Below are 16,686 nucleotides of genomic sequence, written 5' to 3' on the forward strand. Positions count from 1 at the left end.
TCTGCCGGTGGCCCGGTACCGGCCGCCCGACCTGCCTGCCTACACGCCCTATGGGGGCGGGCCGGTTCTCCCTTCGGCCACCGTTCCGCTGCCGTTCGGCTGTCCTTCCGCCGGCTTTTGTCGCGGGGTACGGGCGCGGGTCCGGTCGTACGGACCCGCCCTCCGGCGTCAGCCCTGTCGACTCCGTCCACATTACTGACGGACCGTCAGATCAGCGCTACCGTAACGCCCATGGAGACCCAGCAGCTCAAGGAATCCACCGAATCCACGGAATCCACGGAATCCACGGAAGCCGCAGAATCCACGGAAGCCACGCGGTCCGCGGGATCCGCGGAACCCAACGAGCCCTTCCCCCGGATCATCTCGGTCGACGACCACACCGTGGAGCCCCCCGACGTCTGGCGGGACCGGCTTCCGTCGAAGTACCACGACACCGGCCCGCGCATCGTCCGCGCCCCCGTTAAGGACATGTCCTTCGTCGGCGGTAAGTTCGCCCCGAAGATGGGCGCCCCCGGCGACGACGGCCCGATAGCCGACTGGTGGATCTACGAGGACCTGCACCGCCCGCTGACCCGCCTGGATACCGCCGTCGGCTACTCCCGCGACGAGATCAAGCTGGAGGGCATCACCTACGAACAGATGCGCCCCGGCTCGTACTCGGTCCCCGAACGCCTGGTCGACATGGACGTCAACCACGTCCAGTCCGCCCTCTGCTTCCCCACCTTCCCGCGCTTTTGCGGCCAGACCTTCACCGAGGCCAAGGACCGCGCACTGGGGCTGCTCGGGGTGCGCGCGTACAACGACTGGATGGTGGAGGAGTGGTGCGGCCCGCAGGCCGGCGGCCGGCTGATCCCGCTGGCCCTCGTCCCCCTCTGGGACGCGGACCTGGCCGCCGAGGAGGTCCGCCGGAACGCGGCCCGCGGCGTCCGCGCCGTCTGCTTCAGCGAGATCCCGCCCCACCTGGGGCTGCCCAGCATCCACACCGACTACTGGGACCCGTTCCTGCGCGCCTGCGACGAGACCGGGACGGTCGTCGCCATGCACATCGGCTCGTCGTCGAAGATGCCGTCCACGTCGGCCGACGCCCCGCCCGCCGTCGGCTCCACGATCACCTTCGCCAACTGCTGCTTCTCGATGACCGACTGGCTGATGAGCGGCAAGTTCGACCGCTTCCCGAACCTCAAGATCATGTACGCCGAGGGGCAGATCGGGTGGATCCCGTACATCCTGGAGCGCGCGGACGTGGTCTGGGAGGAGAACCGCGCCTGGGGCGGCGTCGCCGACAAGGTCCACCGCCCCCCGTCCGAACTCTTCGCCGCCCACGTCTACGGATGCTTCTTCGACGACGCGTTCGGCCTGAAGAACCTCGACGCCATCGGCGTCGGCAACGTCCTCTACGAGACGGACTACCCGCACTCGGACTCCACTTGGCCGAAGTCACGGCAAGTCGCCGAGACCCAGATGTCCCACCTCGCCCCCGACGTCATCGAACGGATCGTCCGCGGCAACGCGATCGAACTGCTGGGGCTGACTGGGGAGGGGCTTTGGGGGCCGTCGGCGGGCGGGGCCTGACCGGCCGCGCGGACGGCTTGCGGCGGGCCGTGCCGGGGGTGGGCGGTGCGTGGGGGCGGGTCCCGTCCGCCCGCCACGGGTGGACGCACGGACGGGACCGGCTCGACCGGTTCGGCCCGTTCAGCCGAGCGGCCGGCTGATGGGGAGCTACTTGCCGTCGCCGCCCTGCGGCTGCGGGTCACGCGGTGCCTCCGGGGGCATCGGCCCCCCGTCGTGCTTCCCGCCGTCGTCCTGGGCGACGAGCTGCACGTCCCGGGGGTGCCGGAACGGGATGCCGCGCCAGCCTTCGGCGTCGGGCGTGCGCGTCTCGTACGTCTCGACGGCTGCGACGCTCATCTACCAACCTCCTCTTTTCCGAAGGGCCGTGCCGCCGTACCGTCGAGGCACGGCCCGTGGACCCGCAGGGTTCCTGCGGCTGGGTCACCCGCTCCGGCCGCTCGACTGTCCAGGTTTCCGCGGCCGGGGCGGGGCATACGTCGGCCGTCCGTGCCGCGGATCGCTACGCGGGGAACGGCTTGGCGTTCCGACGGTAAGGAGAGCGGAAGCCCGCGCTCAACGGACTTCTACGAACTTGCGTGCCTTCATCCGAGGGCATCGAGTGCCGACGTGATGAGCTTCCTGGCCGCTGCGCCGTAGACAGCGATACTCGCGAGCTCGGCGAACGTCTTGGCGTACTCGGCCACCTCGCTTGGTTGCGTGATGGTGAGGCTGGCGGATACCAGCTCGGAGGCAGCCTCTTTGCCGTCGTACAGGGAGAAGGATTCGCACGGCCAGGCGTGGCCGCGTATGACCCCCATGGGGATCACGCCCAAGCTCAAAGAGGGCGCGGCAGTCATGCCAATCAGGTGTCCGAGCTGGTTCGCCATGGTGCTCGGATTGCCGATGACCGACCGGAGCACCCACTCCTCCACGAGGAAGGCGAAACGGCGTCCACCGCTGTGGAGAATGCGCTGACGGCTCATGCGGGCCGCAACCGCTTCCTCGATGTCGCCGGGAACATCCCGGAGGGCGACAACTGTTCTGAGGATTGCCTGGGTGTACTCCCGTGTTTGCAGCAAGCCCGGCACGACCTGGGATTGGTAGAAGCGGAACCAGCGGGTTCGCCCGTACAGCGGGAGTACGGAGTCTTGTACGTGCTTGAGCCCAGCACGTTCCAGTCGACGCCATTCGACGTACATGCCGTCGATACCGCGTGCCGTCGCGATGAGATCCGCTGCCTTGCCTTCTGCGTGGCAGACATGGGTCCACAGGCGAATGTCTTCATCTGACGGCGTCGTTTTGCCGTTCTCGAGCCTGGAGCTCTTGGACTCGTGCCACCCAGCCGCCGCCGCCACAGCACGAGCAGTCAGGCCGGCGTCCTGGCGGATCTCGCGCAGGCGCTTTCCCAGTGCCTCACGGGCCTGCTGGATGCTGGATGGCGGCGACGGACGGGACACGGGGTGTGCAGCCTTGTCAGTGGATCAAACCGGCCTGTACTCCTCGTGGGCGATCGCCCGCTCCCACACGGCTTCGAAGGCCGTGGCGCAGAGGCGCACCACTGACGGCTCGGTCGTGCGCTCTTCGTCGCCGTCCGGGGACAGTTCGCCCTCGCCGGTGAAATGCAGGAAGAGAACGAGACTGTCGTCGAACAGCCAGAAGTCGTTGCCGGGGAGCGCGAGGTCCGAAGCCTTGCGGCGTGGCAGCCAACGGACCTGTTCGCCGGCCTCGACGTTGCGGGGCGTCAGATAGTGCTCGAAGCGGAGGTAGTCGCTCATCGGCTCGGAAAAGATCCGCGCCCGGCGGACCGCGACGCCGCGGCCGGTGATCTCCTTCATCAGCGACAGCCAGGACCGCGACTCCGGATCGCACACAGGCAGAACGGTGCCGGGGTCCCGCGACCAGGAGACGAATTCCGAGTCCGACCGCATATAGCCGTCCCTCATCTCCAGATGCACGGCGGAGCGCTTGGCCTGTCGGAACAGGTCCTCAAACGACGGTTCCGCCACTGTTCACCTCCGGGAAGAACTCGACCATGTACTTGGGGATTTCAACGACGGTCTCATGGTCCGGGAGGTCCATCTGCGACAGCCGCTCGTCGTCCAGCACCTTCAGGCCCTGGACCAGGTACCGGTCCCTGACGTCGTCGTAGTAGACGGTCGCGGACTTACCTTCTTTGGACTGGGGGTCTTTGCCCAACATGTGCAGCGACACAGTGGCCTCCTCGGGTGGCTAACGCTGTCTCTGCGAGGAAGCTTGCACCCAACCCCCGCTTCAGCACATACGACGTGCATGAACTTGCACGAGCCTAGGGCGCTCGTGGTCGACCACTTCTCCCGCCTACGGTTGGCTCGTGCCTGCAAGCTTCGAGGAAGGGTGGAACGTGAGTACGGACTACGAGTTCAGTGGATGGGATGCCCTCCTTCGCCAAGGTGTGGGGCCAACGCAACAGGAATTCCTCGACCTGGCGCGCAGTACGAAGGACACCAAGCAATATTGCGCGAACGTCATCTGGGGGCATCTCCAAACTCCCGACTACGTGCGCGCGATGCTGCGCCTGGTCATTGACTTCCATCGAACGCCCGATGACCTTGAAGCTGGTGTTCAGGGGCGGATTGAGCGCGCCCGGCTTATCGGCGAGGAAGGGCGCATGTACCACGTGGTCCTCGCCCAAGAGGCCCTGCGCGCGAACATCGGGGGGCGCGACGTCATGCGAGGGCAGCTCGCCAGGCTCCTGGCGTCGTACGAACTCCCTGGCTTGCGGCTAGGCATCGTTCCGGACCGGGCGGAGCAGTACCTCTATCCCGGCCACTCGTTCGGGATCTCCGACGGGAAGCGCGTGGAGATCGAGCTGTACGGGGGAGCTCCGACACATACCGATCCGGAGCAGATCAGTGTCTATGAGAAGGCGTTCAGTCTCCTGGCGCGGTCGGCTGTCTATGGTGACGCGGCCAAGGCGCTGATTCGTCTTGAGCTGGCGGCACTTGAGGGCCCCGACGTACGGAACTGACGAAGCGTCAATGTCGGTCACTGCGCGCAGTCTGCGCGCGGAAGTGATGCGGACGGTCTTGAGCCCTACGCTGGCAGTGACGAGCTGTCCAGAAAGGGGCAAGGTCGTGACATCTGATGCTACGCCCGACCCGGTGGTCGAACCTGTTGTCTTCGGTCAGCGCATGCAGATCCTCCGGACCCGACGCGGGATGAGCCGGACCGTGCTCGCCGGACTGTTGGGAAAGTCGCCGAGTTGGGTCAAACAGGTGGAGTGCGGGCGCCTCCAGATGCCCAAGCTCCCGGTGATCCTGCGGATCGCCGAGGTCCTGCGCGTCGGGGACCTCGCCGATCTCACAGGCGATCAGTCCATGTCCGTCGCTATGTTCACCGGCCCTGGCCATCCGCGGTTGCCCCAGGTGCGGGCGGCCATCGACGCCTTCCCTCTGGTCTCGCGGCACCCTGCGCCGAGCGCCAGGCACCTGCGGGCGCGACTGGTGCGGGCCTGGCAGGCCCGGCACTCTGCGCCGAACCACCGCGATGTCATCGGGGCCCTCCTCCCGGAGCTCATCCAGGACGCGCAGCTCGCTGTCCTCCAAGCCGACTCGGGCCGCGAGCGCCGCACGGCGCAGGGACTGCTCGCCGAGGTGTACGGCCTGAGCCAGTTTTTCCTCGCGTACCAGCCGGATCCGGCGTTGCTGTGGCGGGCGGTGGAGCGCGGCATGGTCGCCGCGCAGGAGTCCGAGGATCCGCACGCCATCGGCGTTGCCGCCTGGCTGGCGACCCAGGCACACCGGGACAGCGGGCACGCCCACTTCGATGCGGCGGATGCGGTGAACCTGGCGACGCTGCGTTACCTGGAGCCGCTCTTGCCGGATGCGGGGGCGGACGTGCTCGCCATTACGGGCGCGCTGCGGTTCGAGGCCGGATATACCGCCGCCCGCCGCGGTGACACGGGCACGGCCTGGCGTTACTGGGACACCGCCCGTACTGTGGCCGAACGGCTGTCTGGCGGCTACTACCACCCCGTGACTTCCTTCTCCCGCGCGGTTATGGGCGCACACGCCGTAACCATCGCGGTCGAGCTGCACTCGGGCCCAGAGAGCGTCCGGCAGGCAACGGCCGCAGACGTCACTGCCGCCCTGCCGTCCCGCCCGCGCCGGGCTCGGCACCGCATCGAGGAGGCCCGCGGCTACCAGCTCGACGGCCAGCCGGAAGCGGCACTGGCCACTCTGCGCAAGGCGTACGAGGCTGCCCCGGAGACCATCCGCTACAACGGCTACGCCCGCCGCATCCTCCTGGAGGAGTCCGAGTCCAAGAGCCCGGCCCAGCGGCGCAGGGCAAGCGAACTCGCGGTGAAGATCGGCGCATTGGCCGCGTGAAGGTGGTGGGGGCACAAACTGTGCCCCCTCGCCGGCCGCAGGCGCCATACGGTCGTTCCGTAAGTGATCACCGGAGACCCCCGCGACCGCTGCGAACGGCCCGGGGGCGTGGCCAACCTGACGGAAGCAGGTCGACATGCCGCACTGTATCGCCCGTATCTTCGAGCCGCTGTTGCGGTTGTTAGGGCCCGCCTCGGGTCGGCGCCGGGTGGAGGTGGCCGGGCGGTGAGCGAGATGGGGGAGGCCCGACTGCTGCCGTGGGTGTCACCGGAGGGGAAGACCTGCTTCGTCCTGGGGGACGGGGAGGGGTTCGTCTCCCGGATGGCGGATCGGGTGGAGGCCGTTCAGCTCGATATGGCTGATGAGTTGGTCGCCCATGCGGAGGGGATGCTCGGCGAGTCGAAGGTGTCGGAGCGGGAACTCCGGTTCTTGGCAGGGCATTTGGCGCGGGCGTTGCGGGACGTCCGTCGGGTGGCGGTCAGTCGCGGTGCTCGACTGGGTGAGCCGGGGGATACCCCCGGCTAGGAGCTCCCCCGACCGGGGCCGGCGGGTGTGGCCCGCGGCCAGGTCCGTCCTGCGGGGAGCGTCCCGGGCGGTCCCCTGAAGGGTGCCGTGCCGGGTGCGGCGCGGTGAGGGAGGTGGGCCCCGTCCGCCCCGGGGATCGGGGAGGGCGGGGCCGCCGTGGTGTCCGCGCCCTTGTCTGATGGGCCGTCAGGTATCACCATGTCCGCACTTCGCGCGGCACGCGGCGGCGTGGCGCAGGGACGGACAAGGGGTGCAGTCATGGTGCAAGTGCTGCCGCAAGGGCGGCTGGTGTATGGGATGCAGCTTCCCGTGCAGGCGCAGAGCACGCTCTTCGCGGAGGGGTGGGAGGCGGCGGCCGGGCCGGCGGATCTGGTGGCGGTGGCGCGGGCGGCGGACCGGGCCGGGTTCGCCTACGTCGCGTGCTGTGAGCACGTGGCGATTCCGCGGCGACTGGCGGGGCCGATGGGGACGGTCTGGTACGACCCGGTGGCCACGCTCTCCTATCTGGCGGCCGTCACGGAACGCGTGCGGCTGCTGAGTCATGTGGCGGTGGTGGGGTTGAAGCACCCGCTGCTGAGCGCCAAGCAGTACGCGACGTTGGACCGGCTGTCGGGTGGGCGGTTGGTCCTCGGGGTCGGGGCCGGGCACGTGCGGGAGGAGTTCGAGGCGGTCGGGGTGGACTTCGCGCGGCGCGGCGCGCTGCTGGACGAGGCGATCGATGCGTTGAAGGTGGCGTTGGGGGAGGAGGAGTTCCCGGAGTTCAAGGGGGAGCGGTTCGCGTTCGGGGGGTTGGGGCAGGCGCCGCGGCCGGTGCAGACGCCGCGCCCGCCGGTGTGGGTGGGGGGCTCGTCCCCGGCGGCGGTGCGGCGGGCCGCGGTGAAGGGGGACGGGTGGCTGCCGCAGGGGGACCGGAGGGAGCAGTTGCCGCGGCAGATCGCCACGGCGCGGCGGCTGCGGGAGGAGGCGGGGATCGGGGAGCCGATCGAGATCGGGGCGATCGTCGAGCCGGTGTACGTGGGGGAGCCCGGGTGGGACGTCGGGCGGCGGACGCTCGTCGGGGCGCCGGAGCGGATCGCCGCCTCGCTGCGGGAGTACGGGGCGATGGGGGTGCAGCAGGTCCAGGTGCGGTTCCGCAGCCGGGAGCGGGCGGAACTGGTCGATCAGATAGCGGCCTTCGGGGCCGAGGTCGGGCCGTTGCTGAACGACTGAGCGCGCGCACGCAGGGACCGTCATCCGTACGCACACCACAGGAGCGCAGGCATGGGCAAGCTCGACGGCAGGGTCATCGTCATCACCGGGGCGGCGCGCGGGCAGGGGGAGCAGGAGGCGCGGCTCTTCGTGGCGGAGGGGGCGCGGGTGGTGCTCGGCGACGTGCTGGACGAACCGGGGAAGGCGCTGGCCGCGGAACTGGGCGAGGAGCGGGCTCGGTTCGTGCATCTGGACGTGGCGGTGGAGGGGGACTGGGCGGCGCTGGTCGAGGCCGCCGGGGAGGCGTTCGGGAAGATCGACGGGCTGGTGAACAACGCCGGGATCCTGCGGTTCAACGCCCTGGTGGACACCCCGCTGGAGGAGTTCCAGCAGGTGGTGTCGGTCAACCAGACGGGCTGCTTTCTGGGGATGCGGGCGGTGGCGCCGCGGATCGCGGCGGCCGGCGGCGGGACGATCGTCAACACCGCCTCGTACGCGGGGCTGACCGGGATGGCGTTCGTCGGGGCGTATGCCGCCACCAAGCACGCGGTGGTGGGGTTGACCCGGGTCGCCGCGCTGGAGCTGGCGGCGCAGGGGATACGGGTGAACGCGGTGTGCCCGGGAGCGGTGGACACGCCGATGACGAACCCGGCGGCGCTGGATCCGTCGGCGGATCCGGTGGAGAGCGCGCGGGCCGTGGACGAGCTGTACCGGAAGCTGGTGCCGCTGGGGCGGATCGGGCGGCCGGAGGAGGTGGCCCGGCTGGCGCTGTTCCTGTCGGGGGAGGACTCGTCGTACATCACCGGGCAGCCGTTCGTGATCGACGGGGGGTGGCTGGCCGGGGTCAGCCCGTTCTGAGGGCGCCGGGCCGGTGCCCGTCGACCCGCCGGGCCGGTGCCCGCCGACCCGTAGCTGATGCACCGTCAGGTTCGCGTGGTTGCGGGTATTGACGGGTTCGGGTGCCGCTGGAACAGTCGGTGGCATCCAATCTGACGGTACGTCAGAAATAGCCGCAGCAGCGGGTAAGGGACGGTGAACCCCTTGGAATTCGGGCTCTTTGTGCAGGGCTACGTGCCCGCCGCACGAGCGCAGGCCGACCCGGAGGCCGAGCACCACGCACTGATGGAGGAGACCGAGTACGTCATCCAGGCGGACAAGTCCGGCTTCAAGTACGCCTGGGCCTCCGAGCACCACTTCCTGGAGGAGTACTCCCACCTCTCCGCCAACGACGTCTACCTCGGCTACCTCGCGCACGCGACCGACCGGATCCACCTGGGCTCCGGCATCTTCAACCCGCTCGCCCCGGTCAACCACCCGGTGAAGGTCGCCGAGAAGGTCGCCATGCTCGACCACCTGTCCGCCGGGCGGTTCGAGTTCGGCTCCGGACGGGGCGCCGGCAGCCACGAGATCCTGGGGTTCCTGCCGGGCATCACCGACATGAACCACACCAAGGAGATCTGGGAAGAGACCATCGCGGAATTCCCCAAGATGTGGCTCCAGGACGAGTACCAGGGGTTCCACGGCAAACACTGGCAACTTCCACCCCGCAAGATCCTGCCCAAGCCGTACGGGGCCTCGCACCCGGCGATGTGGTACGCCGCCGGATCGCCGTCCTCGTACGCGATGGCCGGGAAGAAGGGGCTGGGCGTCCTCGGCTTCAGCGTGCAGAAGGTCGCCGACATGGAGTGGGTCGTCGACTCGTACAAGAACGCGGTCAAGGACGCCGAGCCGGTCGGGGACTTCGTCAACGACAACGTGATGGTGACGTCGACCGCCATCTGCGCGGAGACGCACGAGAAGGCCGTGCAGATCGCGGTCGGCGGCGGGCTCAACTACCTCCAGTCGCTGCTCTTCCGCTACCACGACACCTTCCCGCGGCCGGAGGGCATCCCGGAGTGGCCCGAACTGCTCCCGGACTACACCGAGGAGATCATCGAGCTGCTGATCGCCGAGGAGCTGATGATTTGCGGCGACCCCGACGAGGTGCTGCGGCAGTGCAAGCGCTGGGAGCAGGCCGGCGCCGACCAGCTCTCCTTCGGGCTGCCGATCGGGGTGTCCGCCGAGGACACCATGAACACCATCAAGCTGATCGGCGAGCACGTCATCCCGAAGATCGACACCGATCCGGTGCACCGGACCACCCGCTTCCGGCGGGCCGCGGGGACGGCCGGCTGAACCGCGACGGCCGGCTGAGCGCGGACGGCCGGCTGAACCGGGCGGGCCCGGGCCCCGGCCGTAGCGCGGCGGTCCCGCTGGTTCCGCCGTGCCCCCACGCCCGGGCCGACCCGCAGCCGCGCGGCACCCCGCCCGCCCCACACGCGCCCCGCACGCGCCCCGCATCCGAGAAAGGACGCACGCCATGCTCGACCACCTCATCCAGGCCGCGACCGTCGTGGACGGCACGGGCGCGCCGGCCTTCGCCGCCGACGTCGGCATCCGGGACGGGCGGATCGCCGTGATCGCCGAGCCCGGCACCGTCGCCGAGGAGGCCCGGACGAGCGAGGACGCGCGGGGACTGGTCCTCGCCCCCGGGTTCATCGACCCGCACACGCACTACGACGCCCAACTGTTCTGGGACCCGTACGCCACCCCGTCCCTCAACCACGGCGTGACCACCGTCGCCGGCGGCAACTGCGGCTTCACCCTCGCCCCGCTCCACCCCGACCGGCCTGAAGACGCCGACTACACCCGGCGGATGATGAGCAAGGTCGAGGGGATGTCGCTGGTCGCGTTGGAAGAGGGCGCACCCTGGGACTGGCACACGTTCGGCGAGTACCTCGACGCGCTGGAGGGGCGGATCGCGGTCAACGCCGGCTTCATGGTGGGGCACTGCGCGCTACGACGCCACGTGATGGGCCCGGACGCGATCGGCGGACAGCCCACCACCGCCCAACTCGACGCGATGATCCGGCTCTTCCACGACGCGATGGCCGCCGGCGCGTGGGGGCTGTCCACCACCCAGTCGTCCACCCACTCCGACGGCGACGGCAAACCCGTCGCCTCCCGGCACGCCCGCCCCGGCGAACTGCTCGCGCTGTCCCGGGCGGTGGGCGAGCACGAGGGCACGCAACTGGAGGCGATCGTCGCCGGCTGCCTGGACCGGTTCGACGACGACGAGATCGATCTGCTGGTGGAGATGTCGGCTGCGGCCGGACGCCCGCTGAACTGGAACGTGCTGACCATCGACGCCGCGGTCCCCGAACGGGTGCCCCGGCAACTCGTCGCCAGCGAACGGGCCCGCAAGGCCGGCGGCCGGATCGTGGCCCTGACCATGCCGATCCTCACCCCGATGAACATGTCACTGGGCACCTTCTGCGCCCTCAACCTCATCCCGGGCTGGGGCGACGTCCTTGGCCTCCCGGTGCCCGAGCGGATCGCCCGGCTGCGCGACGCCGACGTCCGGGCCGAGATGCTGCGCCGGGCACACAGCAAGGAAGCCGGGGTGTTCCGGCGACTGACCGACTTCGCGCGGTACGTGATCGGGGACACCTACACGCCGGCCAACGCGGGACTGTCCGGGCGGGTGGTGCGCGACATCGCCGCCGAACGCGGACAGGACCCCTTCCACTGCCTGGTCGAGATCTGCGCCAACGACGCACTGCGCACGGTGCTCTGGCCGATGCCGACCGACAACGACCCGGACAGCTGGGCGCTGCGGCAGCAGACCTGGCAGCACGAGGACGTCCTGCTGGGCGGCTCGGACGCCGGCGCCCACCTGGACCGGATGTGCGGCGCCCCGTACACCACCCGCTTCCTCGGCGACTGCCTGCGCGGGCGGAAGCTGGTCGGGCTGGAGCAGGCGGTGCGGATGCTGACCGACGACCCGGCGCAGCTGTTCGGGCTGCGCGAACGGGGCCGGATCACCGAGGGCTACCACGCCGATCTGGTGCTCTTCGACCCCGAGCGGATCGACGCCGGGGCCGCGACGCTCGTGCACGACCTGCCGGGGGACAGCCCGCGGCTGGACTCCCGGGCGATCGGCGTGGTCAGTGTGCGGGTCAACGGGGTGGAGACGATCCGGGACGACACGGTGACCGGCGCGGTGCCCGGGACCGTACTGCGGTCCGGGCGGGACACGAGGACGGTGAGCACCAGGTGAGCACGGGCGGGCGCGCGGCCGGCGCGGACGGGCAGCGGCTGTTCATCGGCGGGGAGTGGGTGGTGCCCGAGGGCGGCCACTACGACGTGATCAACCCGGCGACCGAGGAGGCCGTCGGGGCGGCCCCGGAAGCCGGCCGGGCGCAGGTGGCGGCCGCCGTTGACGCGGCCCGGGACGCCTTCGACGGCTGGTCGCGGACCGCCCCCGAGGAGCGGGCGGCCGTCCTGGACCGGGCGGCGCGGGTGATCCGCCGGGAGGCCGCCGGCTACGCGGAGCTGGCGCAGGCGGAGAGCGGCGCGACGACCGGGACGGCGCGGGCCCTCCAGGTCGGGGTGTCCGCGGCCCGGTTCGAGCGGTACGCCCGCGGGGCCCTGGAGCCGGTGGAGACCGCCCTACCGCCGCAGATCAACGCGGCCGGGCCGATGGGCGGCGGGGGCGTCTTCGGGGCGGTCGCGGTGCGTCGCCCGGTGGGCGTGGTCACCTGCATCACCTCCTACAACAACCCGTGGGCCAACCCGGCGGGGAAGGTCGCGCCGGCACTGGCGATGGGCAACACGGTGGTGGTCAAGCCGGCCCCGCAGGACCCGCTGTCGGTGTACCGGATGGCCGAGGCGCTGTCGGAGGCCGGCGTTCCGCCGGGGGTGGTCAACGTCGTCAGCGGGGCGCGGCCGGAGGTCGGCGAGGCGGCGGTGGCGGCCGCCGGCGTGGACATGGTCAGCTTCACCGGCTCCACCGCGGTGGGGCAACGGATCGCCGAGGAGTGCGGCCGCGGGATGAAGCGGCAACTGATGGAGCTCGGCGGCAAGGGCGCGGCGCTGGTCTTCGACGACGCCGACCTGGCCTCGGCGGTGTCCGGGATCGGCACCACCTTCTCCTTCTACAGCGGCCAGATCTGCACCGCGCCGACCCGGGTGCTGGCCCAGCGCGGGATCTACGAGCGGCTGGTGGCGGGGTTGGCGCGGTACGCGGAGCACCTGACCGTCGGCGATCCGCGGGAGCCGGGCACGGTGGTCGGCCCGGTGATCTCGGCCGCGCACCGGGACCGCATCGAGGCGTACACCGCACTGGCGGTGAAGGAGGGCGCCCGCCTGGTCACCGGCGGCGAGCGTCCGGCGCCGGCGCGCGGCTTCTACGTGGCGCCGACGCTCTTCGCGGACTGCACCCCCGCGATGCGGGCGGTCCGCGAGGAGATCTTCGGGCCGGTGGTGACGGTGGTCCCGTTCGACGACGAGGAGGAGGGCATCGAGCTGGCCAACGACAGCGACTACGGGCTGCTGGACTACGTCTGGTCCGGCGAGGTGGCCCGGGCCTTCCGGGTGGCGGGGCGGCTGCGGGCCGGCGGGGTCGGCATCAACACGGTCGGGCGGAACATGGAGGCGCCGTTCGGCGGCTTCAAGCGCAGCGGGGTGGGGCGCGACGTCGGTTCGTACGCGCTGCACGCGTACAGCGAGGTCCAGGCGATCGTCTGGCCGGGGTGAGGAGCGGGCGGTCGCACGGGCGGCGTGTGGGTGACCGGAGTGTGACGTTCGAAATTCGGACGGGAAAATTTTGAACCGGGGCAAAACGGACGGTGCTGCGGTTCTCGCAATGCGGAAGACTTCAGTCGCGCCCGTGAAGTCCAAGGTTCAACTGGAATTTTTCTTGTGAATAGGTGTCTGGGGCATCAATTTTTCCTGCGGAGTGAAGCCGTGAGGGCCGGAGGATCATCTTCCGGATACGAAAACAGCAGCGCTTAACGTCCTGTTCATGGTTCAGGTTGACCCCCGGCCCCAGGCCGGAGACACGGTAACGAGCGTCTCCGCTACCGGAAGTAACGCCCGCAGTGGCTCCGGCGACACCCGGAGCAAGGGCCTCAGCGGTAACTCCGTCGGCCTGCTCGGCAGCGCGGTGATCGGCATCTCCACCGTCGCCCCCGTCTACTGCCTGACCTCCACGCTCGGCCCCACGGTCGGCGAGGTCGGCGTGCAGATGCCCGCCGTCTTCCTGGCCGGATTCCTGCCGATGCTGCTGGTCGCCTTCGCCTACCGCGAGTTGAACAAGGCCGTCCCCGACTGCGGAACCTCCTTCACCTGGACCGTCAAGGCATTCGGGCCGCGGGTCGGCTGGATGTGCGGCTGGGGCCTGGTGATCGCGACGATCATCGTGCTCTCCAACCTGGCCGGCGTCGCCACCTCGTTCTTCTACCTCCTGCTCGGCGAACTCACCGGCTCACCCACCGTCGCGGCCCTGGACCACAACCGGATCGCCCACGTTCTGACGTGCCTGGTCTTCATCGCCGTCGCCACCGCCATCAGCTACCGCGGGATGACCGCGACCAAGGGCGTCCAATACACCCTGGTCGGCCTCCAACTCACCGTCCTCGCCGTCTTCGTGGCGATGGCGGTGGTCAAGGCGCACTCCGGCGACTTCGCCGGCTCCCTGCACTTCTCCTGGACCTGGCTCGACCCCTTCGCGGTCAAGTCCTTCTCCTCCTTCACCGCCGGACTCTCCCTCTCGATCTTCATGTTCTGGGGCTGGGACACCTGCCTGACGGTGAACGAGGAGACCGCCGGCAGCGAGAAGACGCCCGGCCGCGCCGCCCTGCTCGCCATGCTCGTGCTGATCGGCTCCTACCTGCTCACCGCCGTGGGCTCCCAGATGTTCGCCGGCGTCGGCGGCAAGGGCCTGGGCCTGGGCAACCCGCACACCGCCGACAACGTCTTCGCCACCCTCGCCAACCCCGTCATGGGCACCGCGCTCGGCGTACTGCTCTTCGTCGCGGTCCTCGCCTCGGCCGCCGCCAGCCTGCAGACCACCTTCATCCCGGTCGCCCGGACCGTCCTGGCGATGAGCACCTACGAGGCACTGCCGGCCTCCTTCGCCAAGATCCACCCGCGCTTCCGCTCCCCGGGCCAGGCCACCATCGCCGCCGGCGTCGCCACCGGCGTCTTCTACGCCGTGATGAGCTTCATCAGCGAGAACGTGCTGATCGACACCATCTACGCGCTGGGCCTCATGATCTGCTTCTACTACTCGATCACCGCCTTCGCCTGCGCCTGGTTCTTCCGCCGCGAGCTGCGCAACTCCGTCCGCGACCTCTTCCTCAAGGGCGTCTTCCCACTGCTGGGCGGAGTGCTGCTGGCATCGGTCTTCGCCAAGACGCTGATCGACATGTGGAACCCGGCGTACGGGTCGGGCAGTTCGGTCTTCGGCATCGGGTCGGTGTTCCTCATCGGCGTCGGCCTGCTACTCCTCGGCGTCGTACTCATGCTGGTGATGCAGCGCCGCAGCCCGGCCTTCTTCCGCGGCGAGGTGCTCACCCGAGCCACGCCGGCGCTGGTGGTGGAGGAGTAGGGGAGGAGCGGGGGGCTCGGGGCTCGGGGCCCTTGGGGGGGCTCCCCCCCCCGCCCCCGCCCCACCCCCACCCCGCCCCACGCCTGTCCCGCGCTACCCCCCTCCCAGGAAGATCGGATTGGTGAGCGCCGCCATCGGGCCCGGGAGGTCCGCCGCCGACGACGGGTGGCGGACCTCGGCGCGTATATAGGCGGCGTTGTCCGGCGTGGTCCGCCAGGTGACCGTGCCCTGCCCGGACGGCGGCAGTGGTGCGGTGTGCCGGCGGCCCTGGTCGGTGACGAAGGAGACCGTGCAGCCGGGGGCCCCGGAGACCGTCAGCCGGGCGGTGACCCCGGCCGCACCGGGCAGCGCCAGGCGCTCGCCGATCCCGGCGTGTTCGCCCGTTCGCCGGTGGCGGCGAAGGCGAGGTCGATCCCGGCGGACTCGGCGATCCACACCCGGCCCGCCCGGATGCCGTCCTGGAGGGCGCGGCGCGAGAGGTCGTCGGCCAGGACAACGGTCTGCGGGAGGCCGACCACGTCCGGATCGCGGTGCGCGTCGCTGTGCCCGACGGCGGGCAGCCAGGCGCCGCCGCCCCGGGAGTGGGCGACCAGGGTGTTGTCCCACTCGGCGAGGGTGATCTCGTCGTCGGGGCCGTACGGGCCGTTCCACACCTCGACCGCATCGGCCTCGTTCAGCCCGAACTTCCAGCTGCATCCGACGCAGGTGGCGTGCGGATGCGCCGGGATGACCAGGCCGCCGGCCCGGCGGATGGCCCGGGCGTACCGGCCGAAGGCGTTGTCCCGGGCCCGGTAGCGCCAGTCGATGAAGACGCCGGGGTCGGTGCCCATCGCCACCACATGGCCGTTGCGGGTGGTGACCTCCTCGCCGGTCAGGATCAGGAGGTCGTCGCCCCACAGCCCCTCCCAGGCGCGGTGGCTGGCGGTGGTGTTGTGCTCGGTGGTGGTGAGGAAGTCCAGCCCGGCGCCCCGGGCCAGCGCCGCGATCTGGGCCGGGGTGCGCTTGCCGTCGGAGTACACGGAGTGCAGGTGGTTGTCCCCGCGGTACCAGGCGCGGCCCCGGCCACGGGCCCGCTCCGGAGGGTGCACGGGCGCCGGGGTCGTCCCCGGGGGGCCGTGCCGCAGGGTGATGGTGACCTCGTAGTCCAGGCCCTGCGGGGCGACCGTGTACGGGCCGAGGGCGAGGTGCCAGGTGCCGGCGTTGACCGGGCCCGGGAGGTAGCCGGGGGTGGCGTCGTCGGCCCGCAGGAAGAACTCCGTCCGCGCCCCGCCCGACCAGCCGCGGAAGCCGGCGCCGCCCAGCGCCGTGCCGCGCTCGTCGAAGATGCCGATGTCGCAGGCGTTCCCCGCGGTGCCGTCGGGCACGGTCGGCTTGTCGTAGCGGTACGCGACCGCGATCTCCCGTACGCCGCGCGGGACGTCGATCGGGACGTAGACGAAGTCGGGTGCGCCGACGGGCAGATGGCCGGTGACCGTGCGGCTCTGCTCGGCCGGCCCGCCCCCGGCCGGCCCTGCGGGCGGCGCCGCCGCGGCGAAGCTCACCCGTCCGAGGGTCAGTGCCCCCCGCCGCGCCGGCGGCCGCCGACCTCTTCAGTACCTCGCGTCGTTCCATCTCCGCCCCCTT

The 16,686-nt window shown here is 70.6% G+C and carries 14 protein-coding genes and 1 pseudogene; 10 read left to right on the forward strand and 5 right to left on the reverse strand.

Annotation, left to right across the window (positions count from 1 at the left end):
- The first annotated feature begins 231 nt into the window (after positions 1-231).
- On the forward strand, positions 232-1,572 hold the full coding sequence (locus ACO0M4_RS21680; protein WP_430372488.1) for an amidohydrolase family protein: 1,341 nt from the start codon (positions 232-234) through the stop codon (positions 1,570-1,572).
- Positions 1,573-1,719: 147 nt separating this feature from the next.
- Here the strand turns inward: ACO0M4_RS21680 and ACO0M4_RS21685 are convergent, their stop codons facing one another.
- From ACO0M4_RS21685 to ACO0M4_RS21700, 4 genes are all read right to left on the reverse strand, one after another.
- Entirely contained in the window at positions 1,720-1,908 is a 189-nt protein-coding gene (locus tag ACO0M4_RS21685) for a hypothetical protein (protein ID WP_430372490.1), read from the reverse strand.
- A gap of 245 nt (positions 1,909-2,153) precedes the next feature.
- Positions 2,154-3,008 carry a helix-turn-helix domain-containing protein gene (locus ACO0M4_RS21690; protein WP_430372492.1) on the reverse strand — a complete coding sequence of 285 codons (855 nt, stop codon included), beginning with the start codon at positions 3,006-3,008 and terminating at the stop codon, positions 2,154-2,156.
- A 24-nt stretch (positions 3,009-3,032) separates the two neighbouring features.
- Entirely contained in the window at positions 3,033-3,494 is a 462-nt protein-coding gene (locus tag ACO0M4_RS21695; protein WP_430373883.1) for a DUF6879 family protein, read from the reverse strand.
- Positions 3,495-3,537: 43 nt separating this feature from the next.
- Positions 3,538-3,762, reverse strand: a complete 225-nt coding sequence (locus ACO0M4_RS21700) for a hypothetical protein (RefSeq protein WP_430372493.1) — start codon at positions 3,760-3,762, stop codon at positions 3,538-3,540.
- Positions 3,763-3,931: 169 nt separating this feature from the next.
- Between ACO0M4_RS21700 and ACO0M4_RS21705 the strand changes: the two genes are divergently transcribed.
- The 9 genes from ACO0M4_RS21705 to ACO0M4_RS21745 all read left to right on the forward strand — a co-directional run bounded on the left by ACO0M4_RS21705 (position 3,932) and on the right by ACO0M4_RS21745 (position 15,063).
- Positions 3,932-4,558: a DUF5753 domain-containing protein gene (locus ACO0M4_RS21705; protein ID WP_430372495.1), complete on the forward strand. Its 627-nt coding sequence runs from the start codon at positions 3,932-3,934 to the stop codon at positions 4,556-4,558.
- Between the two features lie 106 nt (positions 4,559-4,664).
- Positions 4,665-5,918: a helix-turn-helix domain-containing protein gene (locus tag ACO0M4_RS21710; protein ID WP_430372496.1), complete on the forward strand. Its 1,254-nt coding sequence runs from the start codon at positions 4,665-4,667 to the stop codon at positions 5,916-5,918.
- 234 nt (positions 5,919-6,152) lie between these two features.
- Positions 6,153-6,443, forward strand: coding sequence for a hypothetical protein (locus ACO0M4_RS21715; RefSeq protein WP_430373885.1), 291 nt, complete (start codon positions 6,153-6,155; stop codon positions 6,441-6,443).
- 258 nt (positions 6,444-6,701) lie between these two features.
- Positions 6,702-7,652, forward strand: a complete 951-nt coding sequence (locus ACO0M4_RS21720) for a TIGR03619 family F420-dependent LLM class oxidoreductase (protein ID WP_430372498.1) — start codon at positions 6,702-6,704, stop codon at positions 7,650-7,652.
- Positions 7,653-7,703: 51 nt separating this feature from the next.
- On the forward strand, positions 7,704-8,489 hold the full coding sequence (locus tag ACO0M4_RS21725) for an SDR family NAD(P)-dependent oxidoreductase (protein ID WP_430372500.1): 786 nt from the start codon (positions 7,704-7,706) through the stop codon (positions 8,487-8,489).
- Between the two features lie 183 nt (positions 8,490-8,672).
- Positions 8,673-9,806, forward strand: coding sequence for an LLM class flavin-dependent oxidoreductase (locus tag ACO0M4_RS21730; protein ID WP_430372501.1), 1,134 nt, complete (start codon positions 8,673-8,675; stop codon positions 9,804-9,806).
- 184 nt (positions 9,807-9,990) lie between these two features.
- Complete coding sequence (locus ACO0M4_RS21735) at positions 9,991-11,730, forward strand: N-acyl-D-amino-acid deacylase family protein (RefSeq protein ID WP_430372503.1); 1,740 nt, start codon at positions 9,991-9,993, stop codon at positions 11,728-11,730.
- Positions 11,727-13,208: an aldehyde dehydrogenase family protein gene (locus ACO0M4_RS21740; protein WP_430372505.1), complete on the forward strand. Its 1,482-nt coding sequence runs from the start codon at positions 11,727-11,729 to the stop codon at positions 13,206-13,208. The genes ACO0M4_RS21735 and ACO0M4_RS21740 overlap by 4 nt, the downstream gene beginning before the upstream one ends.
- A 268-nt stretch (positions 13,209-13,476) precedes the next feature.
- Positions 13,477-15,063, forward strand: coding sequence for an APC family permease (locus tag ACO0M4_RS21745; protein ID WP_430372506.1), 1,587 nt, complete (start codon positions 13,477-13,479; stop codon positions 15,061-15,063).
- Between the two features lie 93 nt (positions 15,064-15,156).
- Here the strand turns inward: ACO0M4_RS21745 and ACO0M4_RS21750 are convergent.
- Positions 15,157-16,674, reverse strand: a pseudogene (locus ACO0M4_RS21750) (CehA/McbA family metallohydrolase).
- Positions 16,675-16,686: the final 12 nt, after the last annotated feature.

Source organism: Streptomyces sp. RGM 3693 (assembly GCF_050471125.1).
Lineage (GTDB): Bacteria > Actinomycetota > Actinomycetes > Streptomycetales > Streptomycetaceae > Streptomyces.

Coding starts and splice junctions, on each gene's coding strand:
- ACO0M4_RS21715 (WP_430373885.1), top strand. CDS start 6,153: ATGGGGGAGGCCCGACTGCTGCCGTGGGTGTCACCGGAGGGGAAGACC.
- ACO0M4_RS21695 (WP_430373883.1), bottom strand. CDS start 3,494: ATGAGGGACGGCTATATGCGGTCGGACTCGGAATTCGTCTCCTGGTCG.
- ACO0M4_RS21725 (WP_430372500.1), top strand. CDS start 7,704: ATGGGCAAGCTCGACGGCAGGGTCATCGTCATCACCGGGGCGGCGCGC.
- ACO0M4_RS21735 (WP_430372503.1), top strand. CDS start 9,991: ATGCTCGACCACCTCATCCAGGCCGCGACCGTCGTGGACGGCACGGGC.
- ACO0M4_RS21685 (WP_430372490.1), bottom strand. CDS start 1,908: ATGAGCGTCGCAGCCGTCGAGACGTACGAGACGCGCACGCCCGACGCC.
- ACO0M4_RS21680 (WP_430372488.1), top strand. CDS start 232: ATGGAGACCCAGCAGCTCAAGGAATCCACCGAATCCACGGAATCCACG.
- ACO0M4_RS21745 (WP_430372506.1), top strand. CDS start 13,477: ATGGTTCAGGTTGACCCCCGGCCCCAGGCCGGAGACACGGTAACGAGC.
- ACO0M4_RS21720 (WP_430372498.1), top strand. CDS start 6,702: ATGGTGCAAGTGCTGCCGCAAGGGCGGCTGGTGTATGGGATGCAGCTT.